Raw genomic sequence first — 22,486 nt, 5'->3', positions numbered from 1 at the left:
AACTTCCCGGCGTGACTTGATCTCACCGATGGGGGATTCGTGAATATTCAGCGGGCCGACGTGCCCTATTTCAGCCAATGGGAAACGCCCGAGATGACGCTGGCGGTCGCGGCGGAGGGATCTGCGGCGCTCATGCGCGATCCGCTGTGGCGGCATTCCGGCGCGCAGACGGTCAAAGAATATACCCGCTGGGGCGTCAATGTCTGCGGTATGGCCTGCCTGAAGATGATCCTTGCCGCGCGCGGTGAACTCCATCGGACGCTCGATCTTGCCCGCGGCTGCGCGGCCTTTGGCGGCTTTGTTGTCAATGAGGCCGATGCCTCGATCAAGGGGCTGATCTATGCGCCGTTCGTCAAGTTCGTCACCGAACGTTTCGGGCTGGGCGCGGAGACAGTGACGAATGTCGATACGGCCGCCATTGGAGAACTTCTTTCCAAGCGGCAGTTTTTCATCGCCTCGGTGCATCACACCATCCGCTGGCCAGAGTGTGAGCCGCCATCGAAGGGCGGCCACCTGGTGCTGGTTACGGGGGCCCTTCGCGAAACCATCCGCTTCCACAATCCTTCAGGACACAATCCGGAAAGCCAGGCGCATGTGACGCTGCCGCTTGCCGTCTTCGACCGCTTCTTCGCCAACCGGGGCATCGCGGTCGGCTTTTAAGTCTTCTCAAAACCAAGTCATTCCGGAGATTTTACGTGATTGATGCACCAAACAGACTGCGCATTGCCGTGCTCTTCGGCGGACGCTCGACCGAGCACGATGTCTCGGTGCTTTCGGCTACGAACGTGATGCGCGCGCTGGAGCCTCAAAAATACGACGCCATTCCGGTGTTCGTCAGCCGCGAAGGACAATGGCTGTTGAGCAGCTTCGAGGATGGCACGCTCGCGAAACCGGAAAACGGAGCCGAGGTCTGCCTCGTGCCGGGCGGACGCGGACGTATGTTTGCAATTCCCGCTGACGGATCGGCTTACGAACTGCCAACGATCGACATCCTCTTTCCGGTCCTTCACGGCCTGCATGGCGAGGACGGCTCCGTGCAGGGCCTTGCGGAGGTTGCCCGCGTGCCGCTTGCCGGCTGCGGCATTCTCGGATCGGCGACCGCGCTGGACAAGGACATCGCCAAGCAACTCATGAAAGCGGCCGGGGTGCCGATCGCGCGCTCCGTGACAATTCATGAGGGCGCACAGCCTCCCTTCGCCGCGCTGGAAACCGAACTCGGCCTGCCGCTCTTCATCAAGCCGGCGCGGCAGGGCTCATCGGTCGGCGTCAGGAAGGTCCATGCCAGCCAGGAATTTGACGGGGCGCTTGCGGAAGGCTTCCGGCACGACCGCAAGCTGCTTGCGGAGGAGTTCGTTCGTGGGCGCGAGATCGAATTTAGCGTGCTGGAGGACACGGCAGGCAACTTGTTCGTTTCACGGCCGGGCGAGATCGTGCCGGCGGAGAGCCATGGCTTCTACAGCTACAATGCTAAATATATCGACGAGAACGGTGCAGCGCTGAAAATACCGGCAGAATTGCCCCTGGAGGTCGAAGCCGGCATGCGTGACGTGGCCGCAAGGGCTTTCAGGGCCGTCGGTTGCGACAGCATGGCGCGTGTCGACTTTTTCCTGACACCGGACATGCAATTCCTCGTCAACGAGATCAACACCATCCCCGGCTTCACCGATATCAGCATGTATTCCAAGGCAATGGCGGCAAGCGGCGTGAGTTATGCCGAAGTCATCGACCGGCTCGTGGCGCACGGACTGGCACGCGCAGGGCAGTAACGATGCGATAGCCCTCAGGCGCGGTTCTCGACTTGCCTCAAGCTGCTCGACAACCGTGCCCCAGCCATCGTGGAAGCCCACTTCGGCGTGCATGTTTGCGCTCGGCGCTGTCCTTTTGCACGAGGTGGGCGGAGTAGTTCGTGCCGTTGATCCTCCAAGGTGATGACAGCCGTCATAACGGCTGCGCGGCGGGGCGAAAGCCGGCGCGAAATCGCCGCCGTTTTCGCTGATTTCAGTGACGATGATGGAGACAAACAGCCGTTGTCGGCTTGACTGAAACAATCTCGAACGGCTCCGCGAGGTCGCAGATGCTGCCCGGCCTTCGCCTAAACGGCCGGGTCCGCAGCCCGCGAGAAAGATGCCGCTCAGCTGTTCTGAAATACTGATCCATGAGGCGAAGTATCGCCGGAGAGCAAGTCTCCTCGCGCCGCCGTCACAAAATCTGAAAAAAGCCCAATTAATCGGAACTTATCGCTCGCGTAATGCGCGGATCGCATGTCGTTTATCGAAAGCCTCTGGCAACGATTTCGCCATATGATGCGCCATTCGAACGGGACGCAAGATACCTGCCCGGCGGGGGCAGTTTCATAATTCGGGGTCGGCTGTGACAATCTATCTGCCCATCGCAGAATTGTCGGTGAACATCTTCATCATCCTCGGCATGGGTGCGGCCGTCGGCTTCCTGTCCGGCATGTTCGGCGTCGGCGGCGGCTTTCTGATCACGCCGCTTCTCATTTTCTATAACATTCCGCCCGTGGTTGCCGTCGCGACCGGCGCCAACCAGGTGGTTGCTTCCTCGATCTCCGGTGCGATCACGCATTTCAGGCGCGGGACGCTGGACATGAAGCTCGGGACCGTATTGCTTGTCGGCGGTCTTGCGGGCGCGACGATCGGCATCTGGATCTTCTCGCTGTTGAGACGGGTCGGTCAGCTCGACCTCATCATCTCGCTGATGTACGTCATCTTCCTCGGCACCGTCGGCGGGCTGATGCTGCTCGAGAGCATCAACGCCATGCGGCGGGCGGCCAAGAACGTGCCGCCGACGCCGCGCAGGCCCGGACATCACCACTGGGTCCACCGCCTGCCGCTGAAGGTGCGGTTCAAGAAATCGAAGATTTTCCTCAGCGTCATCCCGATCGTCGCGCTCGGCTTTGGGATCGGCATCCTGACCTCCATCATGGGCGTCGGCGGCGGCTTCATCATGGTGCCGGCAATGATCTACCTGCTGCGCATCCCGACCAATGTCGTCGTCGGCACATCACTGTTCCAGATCATCTTCGTGACCGCCTACACAACCGTGGTGCAGGCTGCGACGAACTTTTCCGTCGATATCGTACTTGCCTTCATCCTGATGGTGGCCGGCGTCGTCGGGGCGCAATACGGCGTGCGCGTCGGCCAGAAACTGCGCGGCGAACAATTGCGGGCGCTGCTCGGGCTGCTCGTTCTCGCCGTCGGCATCCGCCTGGCGGTGGCGCTGGTCGTGACGCCCGCGGACATCTATTCCGTCGTGATGGGGGCGTACTGATGAAGCGCCTGCGCCTTTGCCTCTTCGGTCTCTTCTGCCTGCTGCCGGGGATTGCCGCAGCGCAGATGCTGCTGCCGGGACAGAATTCCGAAGAAGAGCGCGAGGGGCTGGAGATCGGCACGTCCAGCAGCGAAATCGCCATCACGTCCGATTTCCGCGGCGCGGACCTGACGATCTTCGGGGCGCTGACCAATACCGACAACCTTTTGCTTGCCGTCGGCCAATACGACGTCGTCGTCGTTCTTGAGGGGCCGCGCGAAGATGCGACGGTGCGCAAGAAAGAACGCGTCTTCGGCATCTGGATCAATACCGACTCGATGACCTTCGAGGGCGTGCCGCATTCCTATTCGATGTCGAGCTCGCGCTCGATCGACGACGTCGTGACACCGCTCGACCTCACCGATCAGGGGATCGGCATCGACCATATTCCACTGACCCCCGTCGGCTTCGTCGGAGACGGCAGCAGCCTCGGCGAGTTCCGCACCGCCTTCCGGCGGCTGCAGCAGACCGGCGGGCTCTACGAGCGCGACCCGACCGGCGTGCGCTTCGTCAGTTCCAATCTTTTCAAGGCAAGCCTTCGCCTGCCGGCCAACATTCCGAACGGCGTGCATACGGTGCGCGCCTATCTCTTCAAGAGCGGTGTGTTCGTGACGCAAAAGTCGGTGCCGCTGCGCGTCATCAAGACCGGTATCGAGCAGATGCTCACCGATGCGGCTCATGAACAGCCCATTCCCTATGGCATGTTCGCCGTGTTCCTGGCGATCGTGACCGGCTGGGGCGCAAGCATCGTCTTCCGCAAGGATTGATCAGGCGGACTGTTTCTTTTTCGCAACGACGTCGAGATAGGCTTCGGTCAGACGGCCTAGCACAGAGGGCGTTCCGGGTGGCAGTTGCTTGCCCAGGTGTTTGGCCCGCAATTCATCCATGAAATCTTCCCAAAGCCGCAGGCCGCCATTTTCCAACAACTCGGCGCGAATGGAGAGCTCTTCAGAGGCCGGCAGATGCCTGCGGCCCCACGCGCCCATATGGGCAAAGAGCGGCACGAGGTCGATCGCCATTTCGGTGAGACTATAGATGGCTTTCTGCTTATGCGTGGGATCGTCCTGCCTGGTCAGCAAGCCCTTGTCCACGAGGCGGCGCAGGCGGTCGGCAAGGATGTTCGAGGCGATGCCCTCCTGCGAATTCTGCAGCAGCTCGCGGAAGTGACGGCGATTGCCGAACATGATGTCGCGAATGACGATCAGGCTCCATCGGTCGCCGAGGATTTCCAGCGTCAGATTGATCGGGCAGCCGGAGCGGTGACGGTCGTCCATTTTCATTCTCCAAAAACCACTTGCATTTTGCCATCGGTTTATCTAGTTTTCAACCAGTTGCTTGTTGCAACCGGTTCTGTTTGGTATGAATTGACTATCGGATGGAGGAGATCGACATGAGAAAGCTTGTTGTCTGGAATCTGATGACGCTCGACGGCTACTTCGAAGGCAAAAAGCCCTGGGACATCGACTTCCACAATCTGGTCTGGGGGCCGGAACTGCAGAAATACTCCGAACAATTGGGCGAGGAAGGCGACCTGCTCGTCTTCGGCCGCAAGACCTACGAGGGCATGGCCGCCTATTGGCCGACGGCGGAAGAGAACGACAAGATCAAGCAATACATGAACAACACCGCAAAGATCGCCGTGTCGCGGACGATGAAAGAGCCGGGCTGGAACAATGCCCGCATTGTCAGCGATCCGGTTTCCGAGCTTCAAAAGCTCAAGAAGGAGGATGGCAAAACGATTTTCATCTTCGGCAGCGCCGAACTCAGCGACGCGATGCTGAAGGCCGGTCTTGTCGACGAGATCCGCATCTGCCTGGTGCCGGTGGTTCTCGGTGCGGGCAATCCGCACTTCAAGACGGCGACGGCGCAGCTACCGCTGAAGCTGCTGGAAGCGACACCGTTGAAGACCGGCGCGGTGATCTTGCGTTACGAGCCGGCGAGCGCAGCGTGACGCCGACATTCTCGACAGTTTGATGCAGATCAAGGTGTTGGGCCGGTTCCTCCGTCAATATGCGAGTGTTGAAGGAGGAGCCAGCCCATGCACAAACACATTCTCATCCCGACCGAAGGTTCGCAGCTTTCCAACCGATGCGCTTAAAAAGGCGCTTGCCTTTGCAAAGGAGATCGGCGCCAAGGCAACGGTCGTGACCGTCGTCTAACCGTTTCATATCTTTTCCACGAATAGCGATCAGCTGGAGTCCACGCGCAGAATATGACCGGCACAGCTAGCAAGCGGCAGACCGGATCCTGGCAAACGCGGGTGCCCCGGGCCAGAAACGCATGGCCGCGTTTGCGATACGACCCAAGTGACCAACCGCGAACCGGCAAAGACCATCATCGACGAAGCCGCGCAGCGCGGCTGCGACCTGATCGCCATGGCATCGCACGGGCGAAGGCTTTACCGCATTCATGGTCGGCAGCATGACGATGAAGGTACTTGCCCATTCAAAAACCCGGTTCTTGTCTACCGCTGATGAGACCCGGCGCTTGTGGCAGCTGGGCAAGGTGCGTTGTGCATGATCGCCTTTGACTAAAAACCGAGTGTTAACATTTACGAGTTAGTAATCTCTCGAAAACGAGAGGTTTTGTTTTGCGTACCCGGACTCTTCTCGCCCTGGTGCTGCTGGCGCTCGCCGCCGGCTGCGCCACGGAGCCTCGTCAGACCAGAAACATCTGCGCCGTCTTCGAACAGCGCAACGGCTTCTTCAGCAACTGGCAGCACGCGGCCGAGCGCGCCGAGAAGAAATACGCCGTGCCGGTGCCGATTCTGATGGCGACGATGTATGTGGAATCCGGTTTCCAGCCGAACGCGCGCCCGCCGCGTACGAAGCTTTTTGGCTTCATTCCCTGGACGCGTCCGTCGACCGCCTACGGCTATTCGCAGGCGCTCGACGGCACCTGGGACCACTATCAGTCGGCAACCGGCAATTGGGCTGCGCGGCGCACCAATTTCGCCGACGCGATCGACTTCATCGGCTGGTACCACTACAGCAACAGCCAGGCGACGGGCATCCAGCTCAACGACGCCTACAGGCTTTACATCGCCTACTATTCGGGGCCGAAGGGTTACAAGCGCGGCGACTGGCGCTCGAATGCGCAGTTGCAGAAGACGGCACAGAGGTTTGCCGATATGGCAGCGACCTATCAGCGGCAGTTGCAGGGGTGTGATTGAGCTCCGATTTCCATGGCGCAATGGCCATTCTCCTCTTTCGAGGCTTTGCACTTGGAGCAAGCGCAGCATTTGTCTTTCGATAAGCAACGGCGGCGAGAGCCCTCAATCCTGAGGTGCCAAAAGGGCCGCAATGGACGAGGGCGGGCGGTCAACTTCAGCTGCGCAAATTCGCGAATCTCACCGAATAAATCCGATCCCGCCCCAGAAGATGAGCGACCAGGGACGACCTGTCGAACAGGCCCGTCAACGCCTTGTGACCGAGATCCAGTCCGCCGCTCATGACGCCGAAGGCGGGCATGAGGAGGCGGGCGCCGTCGGTGGCGAAGCAGGGGCGGCGGACGGCTTTTTCCCGGCGGCGGACAGTGGCCGCGGGGTGCAGGTGACCGGCGATTTCACCGCTCTGCCGCCCACCTTTCGGCTCGTGACGGAAGGTCAGGCCGGCGTAGTGCATTTCATCGACCGAAGAGCCGGGCAGATCGACCGTGCCGTCAGGGTCGTGGTTGCCGTTGATCCAGATCCATTCGCGGCCGCGGGCCATATTGACGATCAGGGAGCGGAAAGTCTCCGGTAGATGCGCCGAGCCGACGCGGTCGTGGAAATTGTCGCCGAGGGAGACGACAAGTTTCGGATTGTAGCGGGTGATGACGGCGCTGAGCACCGTCAGCGTCGCCAGCGTGTCGTAAGGCGGCAATAGCATGCCGCGGCGGGCGAAGGCGGCGCCCTTTTCGAGATGCAGGTCGGAAACGACGAGGACGCCGGCATCCGGCAGGTAGAGCGCGCCGAGCGGATCGCAGACAGCCGCAACGCCATGAACACTGGTTTCGACGCCCGGCATCGGGACCAATCCGTTCAATTCACGCGCAAGCGCCAAGCGGTTCATCAATTTCGTCTTTCCTGCATTATCAAGCCATGGCTTCGGCGATCAGATCTTCGGCCGCTTCGGCGAGCACGGCATCGTGGGCCTCGCCGTGAACAGCCTCCTTGCCGATCTCCAGCATCACCGGCACTGCGAGCGGGGAAATATGATCCAATGCGCGATGCGTAATGTGGCCCTTGATTCGTCTCAGCATATCGCCAAGCCGGGAAATATCCAAAAGCCCGCTCGCTGCATCCTGGCGCGTCGCCTGTAGCAGGATATGGTCCGGCTCGTGGCTGCGCAGCACGTCGTAGATCAGATCGGCGGATACGGTGACCTGCCGCCCGGTCTTTTCCTTGCCAGGGTGACGGCGCTCGATCAAGCCTGCAATCACGGCACAATTGCGGAAGGTGCGCTTCAGCAGGAAGGATTCGTCGAGCCAGGCTTCGAGATCGTCACCGAGCATATCCTCATCGAAGAGATCGGAAAGGCCGAGACGGTCGTTGCGGATCATCAGGCCCATGTCTTCCAGCCCCCAGATGCCGAGCGAATAATCAGTTGCCACGAAACCGAGCGGCTTGGCGCCGGCCCGCTCCAGGCGCCGGGTAAGCAGCATGCCGAGCGTCTGATGCGCGAGGCGGCCCTCGAATGGATAGGCCACCATGTAGGCGCGGCTGCCGCGCGGAAAAGTCTCGATCAGCAGTTCGTCGCGCTTCGGGAGCATCGACTTGTCCTTTTGCAGCGACAGCCAGTCGCGGACCTGATCCGGCAGATGGTGCCAACGGTCGGGATCGGCGAGCATCGATCGCACCTGGTCGGCAAGATAGGTCGAAAGCGGAAACTTGCCGCCGGCATAGGACGGGATTTTCGGATCAAAGGAGAAGGCCTGGGAAACAAGCGCCTCGTTTTCGCGGATGCCTTCGAAGCGGAGCACCTTACCGGAGAAGATGAAGGTGTCGCCCGCAGAAAGCTGTTCGAGAAAATATTCCTCCACCTTGCCGAGGGTGCCGCCGCCGCGGCCAATCTTGCCTGTCGCGCCACGCTTCACCATCCGGATGTTCAGCATCGGGCTTTCGACGATGGTGCCGAGATTCAAGCGGTACTGCTGGGCAACCTGCGGATTGGAGACACGCCAGAGGCCCTCCTTCGTTTTGCGGATACGCGCATATCGTTCGTAGGTGCGTAGCGCATAGCCGCCGGTCGCGACGAAATCGACGATCTGCTCGAAGGTTTCCCAGGAGAGATCGGCATACGGCGAGGCGCTCCTTACCTCATCGTAGAGTTCCAGCATATCGAAGGGTTCGGCGCAGGCCATGCCGAGCACGTGCTGGGCAAGCGCATCGAGCGCGCCGCGCCCGACGGGCGGGGTGTCCTGTGCGCCGATATAGTTGGCGTCGAGGGCTGCCTGGCATTCCATGACCTCGAACCGGTTGGCGGGAACGAGGATCGCCTTGGAGGGCTCGTCCATGCGGTGATTGGCACGGCCGATGCGCTGGGCAAGGCGCGAGGCACCCTTCGGCGCACCGACATGGATGACGAGATCGACATCGCCCCAGTCGATCCCGAGATCGAGCGTCGAGGTGGCGACGACAGCGCGCAGCCTGTTGGCCGCCATCGCGGCCTCCACCTTGCGGCGCTGGGCGACATCGAGCGAGCCGTGATGCAAAGCGATCGGCAGGTTTTCCTCGTTGACCGTCCAGAGTTCCTGGAAAAGCATTTCGGCCTGCGATCGCGTGTTGACGAAAAGCAGCGTCGTTTGATGCTCGGTCAGCTGCCTGTAAATATCGGGGATCGCGTATCTGGCGGAATGGCCGGCCCAGGGGATGTGCTCATCCGTCGAAAGGATCGAGATATCCGGCTTGGCGCCGCCTTCGACGGTCACGAGACCTGCGTGCCGTTCCCTGCCCTCCTCCTGCGCAACCAGCCATTTCTGCAGGTCGATCGGTTCGGCAACCGTGGCAGAGAGGCCGATGGTGCTGAGGCCTGGCGCAAGGCGGCGTAGCCGGGCGAGACCAAGGGACAGCATGTGGCCACGCTTCGACGTGACCAGAGAATGGAGCTCGTCGAAAACGACATACTTCAAGTCCTTGAAGAACCGTTCGGCCTCCTTGTTGGCGAGCAAAAGCGCTACCTGCTCCGGCGTCGTCAGCAGGATATCGGGCGGATTGAGCCTCTGGCGCTGTCGCTTGGCGTTCGGCGTGTCGCCGGTGCGGTTCTCCACGGTGACGGGCAGGCCCATCTCCCCTACCGGCTTCATGAGGTTGCGCTCGATATCGACGGCAAGTGCTTTCAGCGGCGAAACATAGAGCGTGTGGATGCCTTTGAAGGCGACACCCGACCGGCGCTTGCCGCGGCGGGTGAGATCGGTCAGCGCCGGCAGGAAACCGGCAAGCGTCTTGCCGGCGCCGGTCGGCGCGATCAGCAGCGTGCTTTCGCCGGCTTCGGCGCGGGCCAGCAATTCCAGCTGATGAGCGCGTGGCCGCCAGCCCTTTTCCGCGAACCAGCGGATGAAGGGGGCGGGCAAGGCGGCGCGGGCTTCGGTATCGATCTGGTCCACGCCACAAAGGTAATCAAACCGACGTGAAATAGAAGAGCGGCCGCGCTTCACATGGCGATATAGCGGTCTTTGCGATGGTTGATGGCGAGCGTGAGGTTGAGCACCACGGCGCCGAGCACCGAAGAGGCGATGATGAAGGGGCTGGCGACGAAGAAGGAGAGCGCCAGGACGAGGCCATCGAAACCGAGCTGAACGAAGCCTGCGCGCCAGCCGAAGCGATCCTGGATGTAAAGCGCCAGGATGCCGATGCCGCCGAGGCTTGCGCGATGGCGGAACAGCGCCAGCATGCCCGCGCCGATGACCAGACCGCCGAAGAGAGCACCGGCGACGGGATCGACGTGCGAGAGCCCGATGAAACGCGGCGCGATTTCCGAAAGCACGGAAGTAAGTGCAATCGCCACAAAGGTCTTGACTGTGAAGGCGGGGCCGAGGCGGCGGAAGGCGAGATAATAGAACGGCAGGTTCACCGCAAAGAAGCACAGGCCGAAGCTCCAGCCCGTCGCATAGTGCATCAGGAATGCCATGCCCGCCGTGCCGCCTGCCAGAAGGCCGGCGCTGGAGAGAAGCGAGACGCCGAGCACTGCGAGCATGCTGCCCGCCACAAGTCCCTGTGCGTCATCGAAAAGCGAGTGTCTGTCCGACGACGAATTCACAAGTCCGGCGAGAGCGGCTTTTCCTGCCATTGTTTTCCCCTTGGTATTTTCGTTTGTTCTATCCAGCCGTTCGGGCTTGGCAAGCAGGATTTCGATCGGTTGTTGACATATCGACGAATCATGGATATTTTTTATCCATGAATTGAAGAGGTACCCCGCATGAAAATGGGCGACGGCGTCGAACAGGCGATCCACAGCGTCGCGATGCTTTCCGGGCTTTCGGAAGGCAGCGTGCTGTCGGCGGCTGCGATCGCAGAGTTTCATGGCGTTTCGACGAGTTACCTGCTGAAGCACCTGCAGGCGCTATCCGGCGCGGGCATTCTCGACACAGTGCCAGGGCCGAAGGGCGGATATAAGCTTGGGAAAGTGCCAGAGGATATTTCCCTGCTCGATATCGTGCTTGCCGTCGAAGGACCGGCAGCAGCGTTCCGATGTGCTGAAATCCGCCAGCGCGGGCCAAACCCGCTGCCGCAGCGCTATTTCGCCAAGCCTTGCCAGATCAGCGCTGCAATGCAGAAGGCCGAACGCGCCTACCGCACCGAACTTGCCAAGATCAGTATCGCCGACATCCTGGCCGAGCTTTCCGCCGCAGATGATGGCGGGATCGCCGCACGCGGCTGCGCATTCCTTGAGACCCACGAACGCAAAAAGGCTCTCTGAGCCATAACCCAAAGGAGAAAGATTATGCAGGCACGTTTCAACTTCGCAAAGGCCGCGCCGGAAGCCTACAAGGCGGTTGCCGCCCTGGAGCAATATGTCCAGAGTTCCGGCCTCGAGCGCCGCTTCATCCACCTCATCAAGCTGCGCGCCTCGCAGATCAACGGCTGCGCCTATTGCGTCGACATGCACGTCAAGGAAGCCCGCCATGACGGTCTTGGCGAACAGTGGATCAACCTGATCTGCGCCTGGAAGGAATCGCCAGTCTATGACGCGAGGGAACGCGCCCTGCTCGGCTGGGTCGATGCTGTCACGAAGATCGCAGAGACCGGCGCACCGGATGCGGACTTCGAAGCCCTCAAAGCGCATTTCAGTGAGGAGGAAATCACCAAGATCACGGTGGCGATCGGCACGATCAACGTCTGGAACCGGCTGGCCGTCGGCTTCCGCAGCCAACATCCGATCGATCAGCCGGCGAAGGCTGCGTGAATTTTGCGCGCAGCAAAAAGCCTGAGGCACAGCTCGAGCGACCGACCCGATAAAAATCGGGTCGGAAAAAATGTCGATCAGTTTCTACGGGCACCTGATCCATCGAAGTTATTGATAATCTCACGGATGACTTGGGCGATCTTTTCCGCTGAGGAGCCCTTGGCGTACTCCTCGTTCATGCGGCGTCTGATAAGCGTTTCCAACTCTGACATGTCTTCACCTCATCTATCCGGCGCGGGGCGAGTGTCGCTCGCAGCCTAAGAGGAGGCAAGTTACGATTTGTTTATGATTGAACTGCCGCTTCGGGAGCCTAAAGCGCGATGTAACGATCCGCGCGGTGGTTGATGGTCAGGAAGAGATTGAGGACAACCGCACCGACAACGGAATAGATGACCACCGGCGGCGTGGTGACGAAAAAGGCGGCGGCAAGCACGCACATGTCGACGGAAAGCTGCACGAGACCGGCGCGGATGCCGAAACGCTCCTGCATGTAGATGCCGAGAATGCCAACGCCGCCGAGACTGGCGCGGTGGCGGTAAAGCGCAAGCAGGCCGAAGCCGAGAAGCAAGCCGCCGAGTAGCGCTGCCCAGGCCGGATGGATGCTGGAAATCTCAAAAAAACGCGACTGCACATCGGCAAGCACCGACGTGAGACCGATGGCGACAAAGGTCTTTATCGTGAAGGCGATGCCGAGACGCTTCAAGGAGAGATAGAAAAACGGCAGGTTGAGCAGGAAGAAGGCAAGGCCGAAATTCACGCCGAAAGTATAGTGCAGCAGGAAGGCGATGCCGGCCGTACTGCCGGTGAGAAGCCCGGCGCTGGCGAGCACATAAAGGCCAAGTGCCGACACGAGGCTGCCGGAGAATATGCCCTGCGCATCTTCGAGCGGCGTATGGCGCGTTGCGCTGGTGTTCCAGATACCGAGGGCACCGATGAGTTGAGCCATGCGGCAATCTCCAAGAGCAGAAGAGTTCAAATCGCCGGAGAAGCCCCGCGCAACGGATCGTGTATGGTGAACGGGCTGAGGCGCTCCTGCTTGTTCTTCCGCGGCGCCGGTCAGCTATGATGGGAATTATCGAGCTTTTCGCAGGTGCGAGCAAGCGAAATATGTAAGTAATGCTGACCTATTTTGAAATCGCAATATTGATGCGCAAAAGGCTATCGTCGTGCAAGAAACAGAATGCCGGCGACCGGTTTGCCGCCATCCTTTCGAATCGTGGTTTTAACGGTTTCGATGAGTTCGAAACCGCAACGACGACAAAGGCTGCGAACATAGGATTCCGTGTGAGCGTAGCGCAGCGACGGCCCGAGATGAAAACCGTCGCCCTCGCCCGCGTCTTCGACCGAGAAGGCGAAATCCGCACCGGATGTGGCGAGGCGATCGACGATTGCGAAGGTGCTTTCGAGATTGCCGAGATACATGAGCACGTCGGCAGCCGCGATCAGATCAGCCCGATATTCTGCGCCATCCGCAAAGACGCCTGAGCCTTCTGGCGCAAGAGAAAGGTCGGCCCGGGCCAAGTGATGGTAGATTGCCTTCTCCGCGGCCTTGGCGAGCATGTTCTGCGAGAGGTCGTAGCCTTCAAGCCGCCCGGCACGGGCGCAAATTTCCGGACCAAGCAGGCCGGTGCCGCAGCCGAGATCAACGGCCAGCGAATATTTGCGGCCGGTGGAGGCGACAAGTGCTGCGAGTTTCTGCGGAACGGTATAATCCAGCTTTTCGACGAGCGAGGTTTCAAAACGGGCGGCATAATCATCGAACAGCCGCTCGACATAGCGGCTCGGAGGCCGGTCCGGCGTTTCGGAATCACCGAGCAGGGCGAGCTTGAGGCTTGCGCCGAAGGTATCCTCGGGATCGAGCGCCAGCGTCTTGCGATAGGCTTCGATCGCGGATTCCACTTTGCCGGCATTCTCCCGGTAAGTCGCGAGGCGATACCAGCCGGCAGCCCAGACGGGCGTCAGCTCCAGCGCCTGCTCCATCAGTTCGGCGGCCGCATCCGGCTCGCCACCCTCGTTAAGCATCTTCGCATAGTCGGCACGGCGGTCGGCGATGACGTCGCCGGAGGAAAGCTGGCTTTGCTGCATGATGTGGCCCGTTGAATGCCTGCGCATTTGGCGGCGGCCACAAAAAAACTCAAGTCCTATTTCAGAGGCGGAACGGCCGGTTCCGGAAAAGGCTTGCGGGCGACGCGCCGCAACCGTATTTCAGGGCAAACAGGAGATGGCGCATGTCCGATCAGGTAAACAAATTTCTGGGCGACTCGCTCGGCCGCACATTGGTGAAGCTCTTGGTCGTTTCGCTGATTGTCGGTTTCGTGATGACCGTTTTCGGATGGGCGCCGCTGGACCTCGTCTATAGCATCCGCGATTTCATCCGCGAGATCTGGTACCGGGGTTTTTCGGCTCTCGGCCGCATCGGTGATTATCTGCTGCTTGGTGCAACCGTCGTCATTCCGATCTTCATTATCATCCGACTTTTCAACTTCCGCCGGTAAACATGACATCGATCGATCTTTCCAGGCGCAATCTGCTGCGCATATCAGGCCTTGTCCTCCTGACGGGCGTCGCAAGCTGCACGACCGCACCCAGAATGTCCTCCACGCCTTCGGACGGGGACGACGAGACGGCGGCGGCGCTGCCGCTCGTCAACCAGCTTCGTGCCAAAAGCGGCCTGACGGCGCTTCGCGTCGATCCGGCGGCAAGCGCTGCGGCAATCTACCAGGCCAAGCGAATGGCAAGCGCCGGCAAGATGACGCATCTGATGGGCATGGCCGACAGTTTCGGCGCACGCGTGACGAAAAGCGGCGTGCAGCTTCCAGCGGCCGAAAACATCGCAGCCGGCCAGCAGAGCGTCGAGGCCGCGGTGACGGCCTGGATCAACTCGCAGCACCATCTCGAAAACATGCTGGGACGCTATAATGGGCTCGGGGTGGCCGTTGCGCACAATACGTCTTCCCGGAACATACCTTATTGGGCCATGGTTCTTTCCAGCTGAGGCGATTCTGCCGCTCACGACCGAGGCAGAAATGGATACCGGAACCCGCAAAAAACCGGCTGGCATTCGATGTGACGCACCGGCTGGTGCTGTCGATCGTTGTGCCATTTTCCATTTGCCGCCCCTTTTGCGGCGGCACCCTGTCGTTTCGGCGTTCTGAGATCATCTTCATCCTGCAGGCGAGCCGCCGAAGGGCGATGCTCGACGCGCGTTCGTCAGATTGGGTCATCTCATTGAGGCGCGCCTTTCGGTTCAGTAGGAAATCTGCCCGTCCACAATCCGCCCTCCGCCTGGGGAAAGGTCCCGCTTCAAGAGCTCGCGCTTCAAGACCTCGCGCGCCTGCGGGTTGATGACCGCGACGGGAGCTGCAACGGCTACGCGCGCTGCCGAACCGGCAAGATTGGCCGCAGTCATTCCGATCTGGTTCGTAACGCTCGCCTTTGCGCCATCCAGGCTCTGTCCCGCCAGCCGCCGCCCGAGCAGGCGCACGATCTCGGGAGTGTCGGCAAAGGCATTGTGGCCGAGCGGATCGCTCGCTGCGATGGCGGTCGTGTCGATGACTGAAACGCCGAGTTCTTCGAGCAACGGTGCATAGGGCCTGAGATCGGATCCACCGACGCGGTCGACCCCGCCAGACAGCCAACTGGAGATCTCCAGGGCCTTGTCGCGTGTCGACGTCAAGATGGCAAAATGCGGCCGTTTTGGCCCCATTTCGACGAATTGACGACGAAACACGTCGATATCGATGTCCGGCGAGGCCAGTATGACATTCTTGACCTTCGCCGGGATTGATTTCTCGCGCATGGCGACGCCACGCAACGCCTCTGCTGCAAGCCAGCCTCCCATGGAATGAGCGAGAATCGTCACGTCTTGAACATCAGGACTTCCTGCGGCCTGAAGGATGAGATCCTCCAGAGCCCGACGCGAATAGTTGGCGCTCTCCTTGTCATAGAGGTAGTCGAACGTGCGCCCCCGCGACGGCCAGGTGAAGAGGATCGGCGCGGCGTCGGTTCCGGAATCGTGGACAATCTGCGCGAAGCGGAAGACTGCGTCGGCATAGGTGTTGTTGAATCCATGTACGAAAATGATGACCTGACGCCTGGAGTTTCGGTTCCTGCGGTACCAGTCCAGGGCCTGGCCTTCGGACTGGATTTTCGCGACTTGCGTGACCGCAAACTCCCTTTCCGGCTTGGGCGGCATGCGGGACGGCCACTGCACCTCCCCGATCTTGCGGTTGCGGTCGGGAGGTATGGACAGATCGACGCTGTTAAGCGAAATCGCCGTCCCGCGGTCGCCGGAATAGAGTTTGCCAGGATCCTGCGACGGTTTGCGTGTCGTGGCAACCAGCATGGTGACCCGGTTCGTGTCCGTCGGGGCTACGGCAAGAGGCTGAAGGACATCCTGCACCCGGTTGGCGCAACCCGATGCAACGAGACATAAGGTTAGAAGAAGCGGGACGGTTCGCCCGATGCACGCGCGTTGCGTGGCAGCGATCGTCTGAGCGAACCCAAGCAGTGTGAGACCCTGGGCATTGCGCCCAGGGAGCAACAAGGATGTTGTCATCTCAGGGCTGCTCGATTTCACGGGGTATCCGGAACCAGGCAACGTAGAGCGCCGGCAAGAAGAGCAGCGTCAGTGCCGTGCCCACGACGATACCCCCCATCATCGCATAGGCCATGGGTCCCCAGAATATCTCGTGCGAGATCGGGATTAGCGCGAGCGTCGCGGCTGCTGCGGTGAGCATGATCGGCCGCATGCGGTGTTCAGTCGCCTCCACCACCGCTTTCCAGGGCGATTTTCCCGCGCCTTGCAATGCCTCGATCTCCACGATCAGGATCACGGAGTTGCGGATGAGGATGCCGACGAGCGCGAGCACGCCCAGGAGTGCCACGAAGCCGAGCGGCGCATGGCTTGCAAGCAGCGCAACGACGACGCCGATAAGCGCCAGCGGGGCAACCGAGAAGACCAGGAAGAGCCTGTGGAAGCTCTGGAGCTGGATCATCAGCAGCGTCGCCATGATGACGAACATGGCCGGTGCCGCGTTTGCAATGGGACCCTGGGACCTGGCGCTTTCCTCGACCGCGCCGCCGACTGCAACGGAATACCCAACCGGCAGCGTCTTTTCGAAGGCCGCAACCTTGTCGGAGAGCGCCTTCACGACGGTCGCGGGCTGGGTCGCATCGCCGATCCCGGCCTTGATCGTGATGGTCGGAACTCTGTCGCGCCGCCAGATCGTCGGCTGTTCGAGCTCATAGTGGAAGGTTGCGACCGATGACAGCGGGACGGATTGACCGCTGCTGCTCTGCAGTTGCAGATCAAGCAGGGTGTCGATCGAGCCGCGCTCCTTTTCCGCGGCACGGCCGATGACATCGACCAGATAGATGTTGTCCCTGACCTGGGTTACCTCATTTCCCTGTACGACGGTGTTGAGCGCCATTGCGATATCCTGCGACGAGACGCCGAGTTGCCGGGCCTTGTCCTGTAGCACGTCTATCTTCACGACGCGGGCCGGCTCGTTCCAGTCGAAGGCAAGGTTTTTTAGGGAAGGAGCAGTGCCGACGATCGATCCAAGCTTCCGTGCCAGGTCGCGCACCGTCTGCAGATTTTCGCCGGACACACGGTACTGAATCGGCTTGCCGACCGGCGGTCCAATTTCCAAAAGCTTCACATAGGCATCCGTCCCCGGAAAGGTCTTCTGAAGGTAAACTTCCACTTCTTGCTTCAGCTTGTCGCGGGCATCGAGTCCCTTGGCCACGATGATCGTCTGACCGAAGGAAACGTCAGCCGGCTGCACGTCGAAGGAAAGGATGAAGCGCGGCGCGCCTCTCCCGACATATGTCGACCAGTGCTCGACCGTAAGGTTGCCGGCAAGCATCTCACGCTCGAACTGGGCTATCTGGCGGCTCGTTTCGGCAATTGAGCTGTTCTGCGGCAGATTCCAGTCAACGATCAGTTCCGACCGGTCCGAACTCGGGAAGAACTGCTGTTGCACCATCGTCAGGCCGACGATCGATCCTGCGAAGAGAACGACTGTTGCGACGATCGTCATCCAGCGCCAGCGCAGGCAGAATTGCAGCATACTCGAGAATGCTTTCGCAAACCGGCCCTTGTGCTCGGCGTGCTTCTTCATCGTCTTCGGCAGCAAGGTCACGCCGATGAGAGGTGTGAACAGGACGGCAACGATCCAGGAGACGACAAGCGATACGGCGATAACGACGAAGAGGGTGAAAGTGAACTCGCCCGCGCTGCTCTTGTTGAATGCAACGGGGATGAATCCCGCGACAGTCACGAGCGTGCCGGTCAGCATCGGAAAGGCCGTGGACGTGTAGACATAGGTGGCGGCCTTCTTGAGACTGTCACCCATTTCCAGCCGTGCCACCATCATCTCGACGGCGATCATGGCGTCGTCGACGAGGAGACCGAGCGCAATGATCAACGCTCCGAGCGAGATGCGCTGCAGGGATATGCCGGTGTAGAGCATCACCACAAAGGTGATACCGAGAACGAGCGGGATCGCGATTGCCACGACGAGGCCGGCCCTGAACCCGAGACTGATGAAACTGATCGCAAGCACGATCGCGACCGCCTCGAACAGGGCTTTGGTGAAGCCACCCACCGCCTCGTCAACCATTTTCGGCTGGTCTGAGACCTGCTCAACGGAGACGCCGGCCGGAAGATCCTGTACGACCTTGCTCATTGTCTTTTCCAGCGTTTCGCCGAAGGCAAGCAGATTGCCGCCCGTCTTCATACCGATCGCCAAGCCAATGGCCGGCTTTCCGTTGAAGCGGAAGAGCGACGTCGGCGGATCGACGTAGCCGCGGGTGATCGTTGCGACGTCGGTCAGCGGGAAAAAGCGGTCGTTTACTCGAAGATTGATCCCACGCAAGGTCTCTTCGGAGATGAAGCGTCCGCCGACCCGCAAAGCGACCCGTTCCGGGCCGGTTTCGACAAAACCGGATTGGGTGACGGCGTTTTGCGCCTCCAGCGTGGCGATGATGGCGGTGCGGTCGATGCCGAGGGCGGCGATCTTGCGGGTGGAGAATTCGAGGTAGATCACCTCATCCTGCGCACCGACGATGTCGACCTTGCCGACGTCCTGAATCTTGAGGATCTGTGTTCGGGCATCTTCGGCGAAATCACGCAGTTCCCTCTGGCTAAGTCCGCTGTCGCCAATGAAGGCAAAGATGTTGCCATAGACGTCGCCGAACTGATCGTCGAAGAAGGGCCCGACCACGCCCTGGGGGAACTCGTGCCTGATATCGTCGATCAAGTTGCGGACGCGCGACCAGGTGGGCTTCACGTCCCGCGCGTTCGTATCTGGCAGCAGGTCGACGAAAACGATGGTCTGACCGGCGGTCGTGATGCTTCGCGTATGTTCGAGGTTGTCGAGTTCCTGCAGCTTCTTTTCGATGCGGTCGGTAACCTGCTGTGTCACTTCCTCCGCAGAAGCACCGGGCCACTGGGCCTGGATCACCATCGTCTTGATCGTGAAGGATGGATCCTCCTCGCGGCCAAGCGCCAGATAGGCAAAGGCGCCCGCCACTGCGAACATGATCATGAAATACCAGACGAGAGAACGATGCTCGAGCGCCCAGTCGGAAAGGTTGAATTTATTCACGGGCGGAGCTCCTGTCCGAGTTTTACTTTCTGTCCATCGGTGAGTTCATCAACTCCGGCGGCGACGATCTCTTCGCCTTCCCGCAGGCCCGATAGAACCAGAACGGAACGGGGGGCGGACGCCGGGCCCTGGAGTTCAACCGCCCTCAGGGCAACTTGCGCTGTGGAGCGATCGACCACTAAGACCTGGCTGGTACCGCCTTCATGGCGGATGGCGGAGAGCGGCAGCATGATCGCCTGCTTCCTTTCTCCGGCAAGCGGCGTCGCGGTGACCACGGCGCCGAGACGGAAGATGTCCGGGGCCCGATCGATGCCGATCTTCAGCCGATAGGTGCGGGTATTGGGATCGGCCTGGGGCGCGATCTCGCGGACGACGCCAGTGGCCTTAATCCGACTGTCGAGCTGGAGGGCGACGCTGAAGTGGTCGTCCAGGCGAATGTTGCTGAACTGCGCTTCAGGAACGTCGACGATCACGTCGCGCTGTTCGAGGCGCGCCAGTTTCAAGACTGGCTGGCCGGCCGAGACGGTCTGGCCCGTTTCTGCGGACGTGGCGGTGACGACGCCATCGAACTCGGCCCTCAGCTCGGCGTAGCCTAGCTGCTCACGCGACTTGGCAAGGCTGGCCGTTGCTTTCGCGGAATTGGCTGAAGCCGACTTGAGCTGCTGTTCGGCAAGATCGTGATCGGCAATGCTTGCCGCATTGCTCCGCATGAGCCTTCGCTTGCGCGTTTCCGTCGTCGCGGCGTTCTCCAACTGCGCCTGGGCGTTGCGCAGATCAGCTTCCGCGCTCTTGACCGCGAGCTGCAGACTGAGAGGATCGATCTCTGCAAGGACATCTCCCTTGTGGACCAGATCGCCCAGGTCGACCTTGCGGGACACCATTTTTCCGAACGTCCTGAACGCCAGATCGGTCTCGATACGGGCTCGTACGACGCCGGGCAAGCTTGCCGCCTGGCTTCGTTCGGCCGCGGCTATGACGACTTTGACCGGACGGGGAGCTGGCTCCTCTCCTGCGACGGAGTTTTGATCACAGCCTACAAGCAGCGAGACCGACACAAGAAGCGGGAGAAAGGCGCATATGCGATTGAGAGTCATCTCACTTGCCATCCCAGGCGACCGCCTGGCCTTCCTTGAGGAACTTTCCGCCTTCGGTGACGATCAGGTCGTGCGGTGCGACGCCGCTGGTCACGACGAAATCGCTTTGGCGGTACCGGCCGACAGAGATCTTCCGGAGCGAAACGGATTGGTTTCGGGCGTTGACGAACCACACGGCGGGTTCGCCCTCGGCTGATGCGATCGCGGTGTACGGCAGCACGATTCCTTCGCGCGGCGAGGCCCGCAGTTTGCCCACTACAGGCGTTCCAAGCGGCCATGGCGTACCCTTTTGGAGCCCCACCTTGATCCGGATCGTGCCTGCCTTCGCGTCTATGACGGGCGAGACCTCGCGTATGGCGGCATGGACATTCAGCGAGGGGTCGGAGACTGGTACGACCTCGACGTCCTTCAGCGGCTGGCCATCCAAGAAGAACGCCTCGAAGACATCGAACACCGCATCTCTTGGGCCGTCGTTTGCAAGCGTGAAGGCAGACTGCGCCGCCGATACCACCTGCCCCGCTTCAATGCTGCGCGCCGTGATGATTCCGTCTGCGGCGGACTTCAGCTCCGTGTAGGACAGCGCGTCCTCGGCCGTCGCGAGCGCGGCCTCGGCGCCCTCCAGGGAAGCCTGCGCACTCAGCAGTTCCTTTTGGGCATCATCAAAGATCGCCCGCGGAACTGCCTGTGACCGCAGGAGCGACCTTGATCGCTCGAAAGCCAATGTCTTTTGTCTGACAACGGCCTGCGCCGATTCCAGTGCGGCGCGGGCGACGCTCACGTCCGCCTGCTGTTCCGTGTCGTTGAGCCGGGCAATGACGTCGCCGGCCCTAACATGCGATCCAACGTCGACCTTTCTCTCAAGAACCCGACCACTGACGCGAAAGGAGAGTTCGCTCTGTACTCTCGCCTTCACCTCACCGGTGATTTCCGCACCCTGTTGATACTGAGCCTCAGCGGCCGCGACGACGCGCACTTGCTGCGGCGGCGGCGCCACTTCGGCTTTGTCTTCGCAAGCACCCAGACATGCACAGGCGAGAGCAATTCCCAGCAATCGATAGGACTGCATTTTTTTCTCCGGTACGGTTTGCGACCAAAAGTGAGCTGCGTTGTTCGTCGCAGTCTCCAATCTGATGCATGTAATGGGCCATCGCCCGATGTTGACGACGCCCACTTAAGCGTTAGAGTGGGCATTGTCAACATAGACTTGGTAAAAAGTTGACGCGCGCAACTTAAAAACCTAAATGGACGATCATGACCAAAGACATGTCCAGCACAGAGCCGCGCCCGTACCACCATGGTGACCTGCACAGGGCGATCGTTAGGGCCGCACTCGATGTCCTAAGCGAATCCCAAACCACAGAGTTCTCGCTTCGGGAACTCGCCCGTCGAGCGGGCGTCAGCCATAACGCCCCTTACAAACACTTCGCCGACAAGCGCGAATTGCTGGCGGCCGTCTCGGCGGTAGGGTTCGAGCTCCTTGCAAAGCAGATGACCGACGCGACGAAGGAACTCGACAGTCCGCGAGAGCGGCTGGCAGCTATAGCGCGCGCTTATGTTTGCGGCGGCGTCAATAATCCTGCGCTCTACAGATTGATGTTCGGCGGCTACCTTACCGGTCAGGACAATGGGCGCCCTGCTGTCGAAAGAACTGCGGCAGAGAACATGAAAGCGCTTCTGGTGGACGCGATAAGCGACGGGGCGCTCGGGCGGCTCATTGCGAACACGGCCGCAAATACACGCAAGATTGACGGTGCCATTCTAATTTTCTGGTCGCAAATGCATGGTCTCACTTTGCTGCTGGTAGACCGCCTCGTCGGCCCCAGCGACAAAGTGGAGGCGCTGACCGAGAGCGTCTTGCAAGGCATGCTCGACGGATTGGCGAATAGTATCCCCGCGATACCAGCGGGCGTGTGGGTGGGGCCTCGGCCTGCCGAATAAATGTCCCAAGGCTCGCGCTCGGCGACCTGCTGACATTTTGGCGAGGATGCTCGTATTGGGGCTGATGTTTTGCTGGCGACCGAGCGGGTGATTTCCGCACTCAAATCATCATTGCCCGGGATTGGGG

General features: G+C 60.6%; 22 protein-coding genes. 12 read left to right on the top strand and 10 right to left on the bottom strand.

Annotation, left to right across the window (positions count from 1 at the left end):
- Positions 1-45: 45 nt before the first annotated feature.
- From RGR602_RS02950 to RGR602_RS02935, 4 genes are all read left to right on the top strand, one after another.
- Positions 46-660 carry a C39 family peptidase gene (locus RGR602_RS02950; RefSeq protein WP_039846612.1) on the top strand — a complete coding sequence of 205 codons (615 nt, stop codon included), beginning with the start codon at positions 46-48 and terminating at the stop codon, positions 658-660.
- Between the two features lie 35 nt (positions 661-695).
- On the top strand, positions 696-1,766 hold the full coding sequence (locus RGR602_RS02945) for a D-alanine--D-alanine ligase family protein (RefSeq protein WP_039843869.1): 1,071 nt from the start codon (positions 696-698) through the stop codon (positions 1,764-1,766).
- Between the two features lie 604 nt (positions 1,767-2,370).
- The gene (locus RGR602_RS02940) at positions 2,371-3,291 is read left to right on the top strand and encodes a sulfite exporter TauE/SafE family protein (RefSeq protein WP_039843868.1); all 921 of its coding nucleotides are present in this window, start codon (positions 2,371-2,373) and stop codon (positions 3,289-3,291) included.
- Positions 3,291-4,097 (top strand): TIGR02186 family protein, encoded by an 807-nt coding sequence (locus RGR602_RS02935; protein WP_039843867.1) that lies wholly within the window; start codon positions 3,291-3,293, stop codon positions 4,095-4,097. The genes RGR602_RS02940 and RGR602_RS02935 overlap by 1 nt, the downstream gene beginning before the upstream one ends.
- On the opposite strand, the gene RGR602_RS02930 is transcribed toward RGR602_RS02935, so the two are convergent.
- Positions 4,098-4,604 carry a winged helix-turn-helix transcriptional regulator gene (locus tag RGR602_RS02930; RefSeq protein WP_039843866.1) on the bottom strand — a complete coding sequence of 169 codons (507 nt, stop codon included), beginning with the start codon at positions 4,602-4,604 and terminating at the stop codon, positions 4,098-4,100. It lies immediately after the preceding gene.
- Positions 4,605-4,720: 116 nt separating this feature from the next.
- Between RGR602_RS02930 and RGR602_RS02925 the strand changes: the two genes are divergently transcribed.
- The 3 genes from RGR602_RS02925 to RGR602_RS02915 all read left to right on the top strand — a co-directional run bounded on the left by RGR602_RS02925 (position 4,721) and on the right by RGR602_RS02915 (position 6,502).
- Complete coding sequence (locus RGR602_RS02925; RefSeq protein WP_039846611.1) at positions 4,721-5,281, top strand: dihydrofolate reductase family protein; 561 nt, start codon at positions 4,721-4,723, stop codon at positions 5,279-5,281.
- Between the two features lie 355 nt (positions 5,282-5,636).
- Entirely contained in the window at positions 5,637-5,804 is a 168-nt protein-coding gene (locus tag RGR602_RS35280; protein WP_082046484.1) for a universal stress protein, read from the top strand.
- Positions 5,805-5,920: 116 nt separating this feature from the next.
- Positions 5,921-6,502 (top strand): transglycosylase SLT domain-containing protein, encoded by a 582-nt coding sequence (locus RGR602_RS02915; protein WP_039843865.1) that lies wholly within the window; start codon positions 5,921-5,923, stop codon positions 6,500-6,502.
- Positions 6,503-6,656: 154 nt separating this feature from the next.
- On the opposite strand, the gene pdeM is transcribed toward RGR602_RS02915, so the two are convergent.
- From pdeM to RGR602_RS02900, 3 genes are read right to left on the bottom strand one after another with little or no spacing between them, the layout of a single operon-like run.
- Complete coding sequence (gene pdeM, locus RGR602_RS02910; protein ID WP_039843864.1) at positions 6,657-7,382, bottom strand: ligase-associated DNA damage response endonuclease PdeM; 726 nt, start codon at positions 7,380-7,382, stop codon at positions 6,657-6,659.
- 22 nt (positions 7,383-7,404) lie between these two features.
- Positions 7,405-9,915, bottom strand: coding sequence for a ligase-associated DNA damage response DEXH box helicase (locus tag RGR602_RS02905; protein WP_039843863.1), 2,511 nt, complete (start codon positions 9,913-9,915; stop codon positions 7,405-7,407).
- Positions 9,916-9,962: 47 nt separating this feature from the next.
- Positions 9,963-10,598, bottom strand: a complete 636-nt coding sequence (locus tag RGR602_RS02900; protein WP_039843862.1) for a YitT family protein — start codon at positions 10,596-10,598, stop codon at positions 9,963-9,965.
- Positions 10,599-10,727: 129 nt separating this feature from the next.
- Between RGR602_RS02900 and RGR602_RS02895 the strand changes: the two genes are divergently transcribed.
- Both RGR602_RS02895 and RGR602_RS02890 read left to right on the top strand, forming a co-directional pair.
- Positions 10,728-11,228 carry an RrF2 family transcriptional regulator gene (locus tag RGR602_RS02895; RefSeq protein WP_039843861.1) on the top strand — a complete coding sequence of 167 codons (501 nt, stop codon included), beginning with the start codon at positions 10,728-10,730 and terminating at the stop codon, positions 11,226-11,228.
- A gap of 24 nt (positions 11,229-11,252) precedes the next feature.
- A complete protein-coding gene (locus RGR602_RS02890) occupies positions 11,253-11,714 on the top strand; it encodes a carboxymuconolactone decarboxylase family protein (RefSeq protein ID WP_039843860.1) in 462 nt (153 codons plus the stop codon).
- Positions 11,715-12,024: 310 nt separating this feature from the next.
- Here the strand turns inward: RGR602_RS02890 and RGR602_RS02885 are convergent, their stop codons facing one another.
- Together RGR602_RS02885 and RGR602_RS02880 are read right to left on the bottom strand one after the other, a co-directional pair.
- Positions 12,025-12,660 (bottom strand): YitT family protein, encoded by a 636-nt coding sequence (locus RGR602_RS02885; RefSeq protein ID WP_039843859.1) that lies wholly within the window; start codon positions 12,658-12,660, stop codon positions 12,025-12,027.
- Positions 12,661-12,872: 212 nt separating this feature from the next.
- Positions 12,873-13,799 (bottom strand): class I SAM-dependent DNA methyltransferase, encoded by a 927-nt coding sequence (locus tag RGR602_RS02880; RefSeq protein WP_039846610.1) that lies wholly within the window; start codon positions 13,797-13,799, stop codon positions 12,873-12,875.
- Between the two features lie 143 nt (positions 13,800-13,942).
- Between RGR602_RS02880 and RGR602_RS02875 the strand changes: the two genes are divergently transcribed.
- Positions 13,943-14,209 carry a DUF6460 domain-containing protein gene (locus RGR602_RS02875; RefSeq protein ID WP_022718289.1) on the top strand — a complete coding sequence of 89 codons (267 nt, stop codon included), beginning with the start codon at positions 13,943-13,945 and terminating at the stop codon, positions 14,207-14,209.
- A gap of 2 nt (positions 14,210-14,211) precedes the next feature.
- The gene (locus tag RGR602_RS02870; protein ID WP_039843858.1) at positions 14,212-14,709 is read left to right on the top strand and encodes a CAP domain-containing protein; all 498 of its coding nucleotides are present in this window, start codon (positions 14,212-14,214) and stop codon (positions 14,707-14,709) included.
- Positions 14,710-14,961: 252 nt separating this feature from the next.
- Here RGR602_RS02870 and RGR602_RS02865 read toward each other — a convergent pair whose 3' ends face one another.
- From RGR602_RS02865 to RGR602_RS02850, 4 genes are read right to left on the bottom strand one after another with little or no spacing between them, the layout of a single operon-like run.
- On the bottom strand, positions 14,962-16,272 hold the full coding sequence (locus RGR602_RS02865) for an alpha/beta hydrolase (protein WP_039843857.1): 1,311 nt from the start codon (positions 16,270-16,272) through the stop codon (positions 14,962-14,964).
- 1 nt (position 16,273) lies between these two features.
- Positions 16,274-19,327: an efflux RND transporter permease subunit gene (locus tag RGR602_RS02860; protein ID WP_039843856.1), complete on the bottom strand. Its 3,054-nt coding sequence runs from the start codon at positions 19,325-19,327 to the stop codon at positions 16,274-16,276.
- Entirely contained in the window at positions 19,324-20,421 is a 1,098-nt protein-coding gene (locus RGR602_RS02855) for an efflux RND transporter periplasmic adaptor subunit (protein WP_052451477.1), read from the bottom strand. The genes RGR602_RS02860 and RGR602_RS02855 overlap by 4 nt, the downstream gene beginning before the upstream one ends.
- Before the next feature lies 1 nt (position 20,422).
- Positions 20,423-21,487, bottom strand: a complete 1,065-nt coding sequence (locus RGR602_RS02850; protein WP_039843855.1) for an efflux RND transporter periplasmic adaptor subunit — start codon at positions 21,485-21,487, stop codon at positions 20,423-20,425.
- A gap of 185 nt (positions 21,488-21,672) precedes the next feature.
- Between RGR602_RS02850 and RGR602_RS02845 the strand changes: the two genes are divergently transcribed.
- Positions 21,673-22,359, top strand: a complete 687-nt coding sequence (locus tag RGR602_RS02845; protein WP_039843854.1) for a TetR/AcrR family transcriptional regulator — start codon at positions 21,673-21,675, stop codon at positions 22,357-22,359.
- Positions 22,360-22,486 lie beyond the last annotated feature (127 nt).

Origin of the sequence: Rhizobium gallicum bv. gallicum R602sp (genome assembly GCF_000816845.1) — a bacterium.
Lineage (GTDB): Bacteria > Pseudomonadota > Alphaproteobacteria > Rhizobiales > Rhizobiaceae > Rhizobium > Rhizobium gallicum.
Note: the sequence above shows the minus strand (reverse complement) of the source record. Positions and strands in the feature narration are given on the sequence as shown.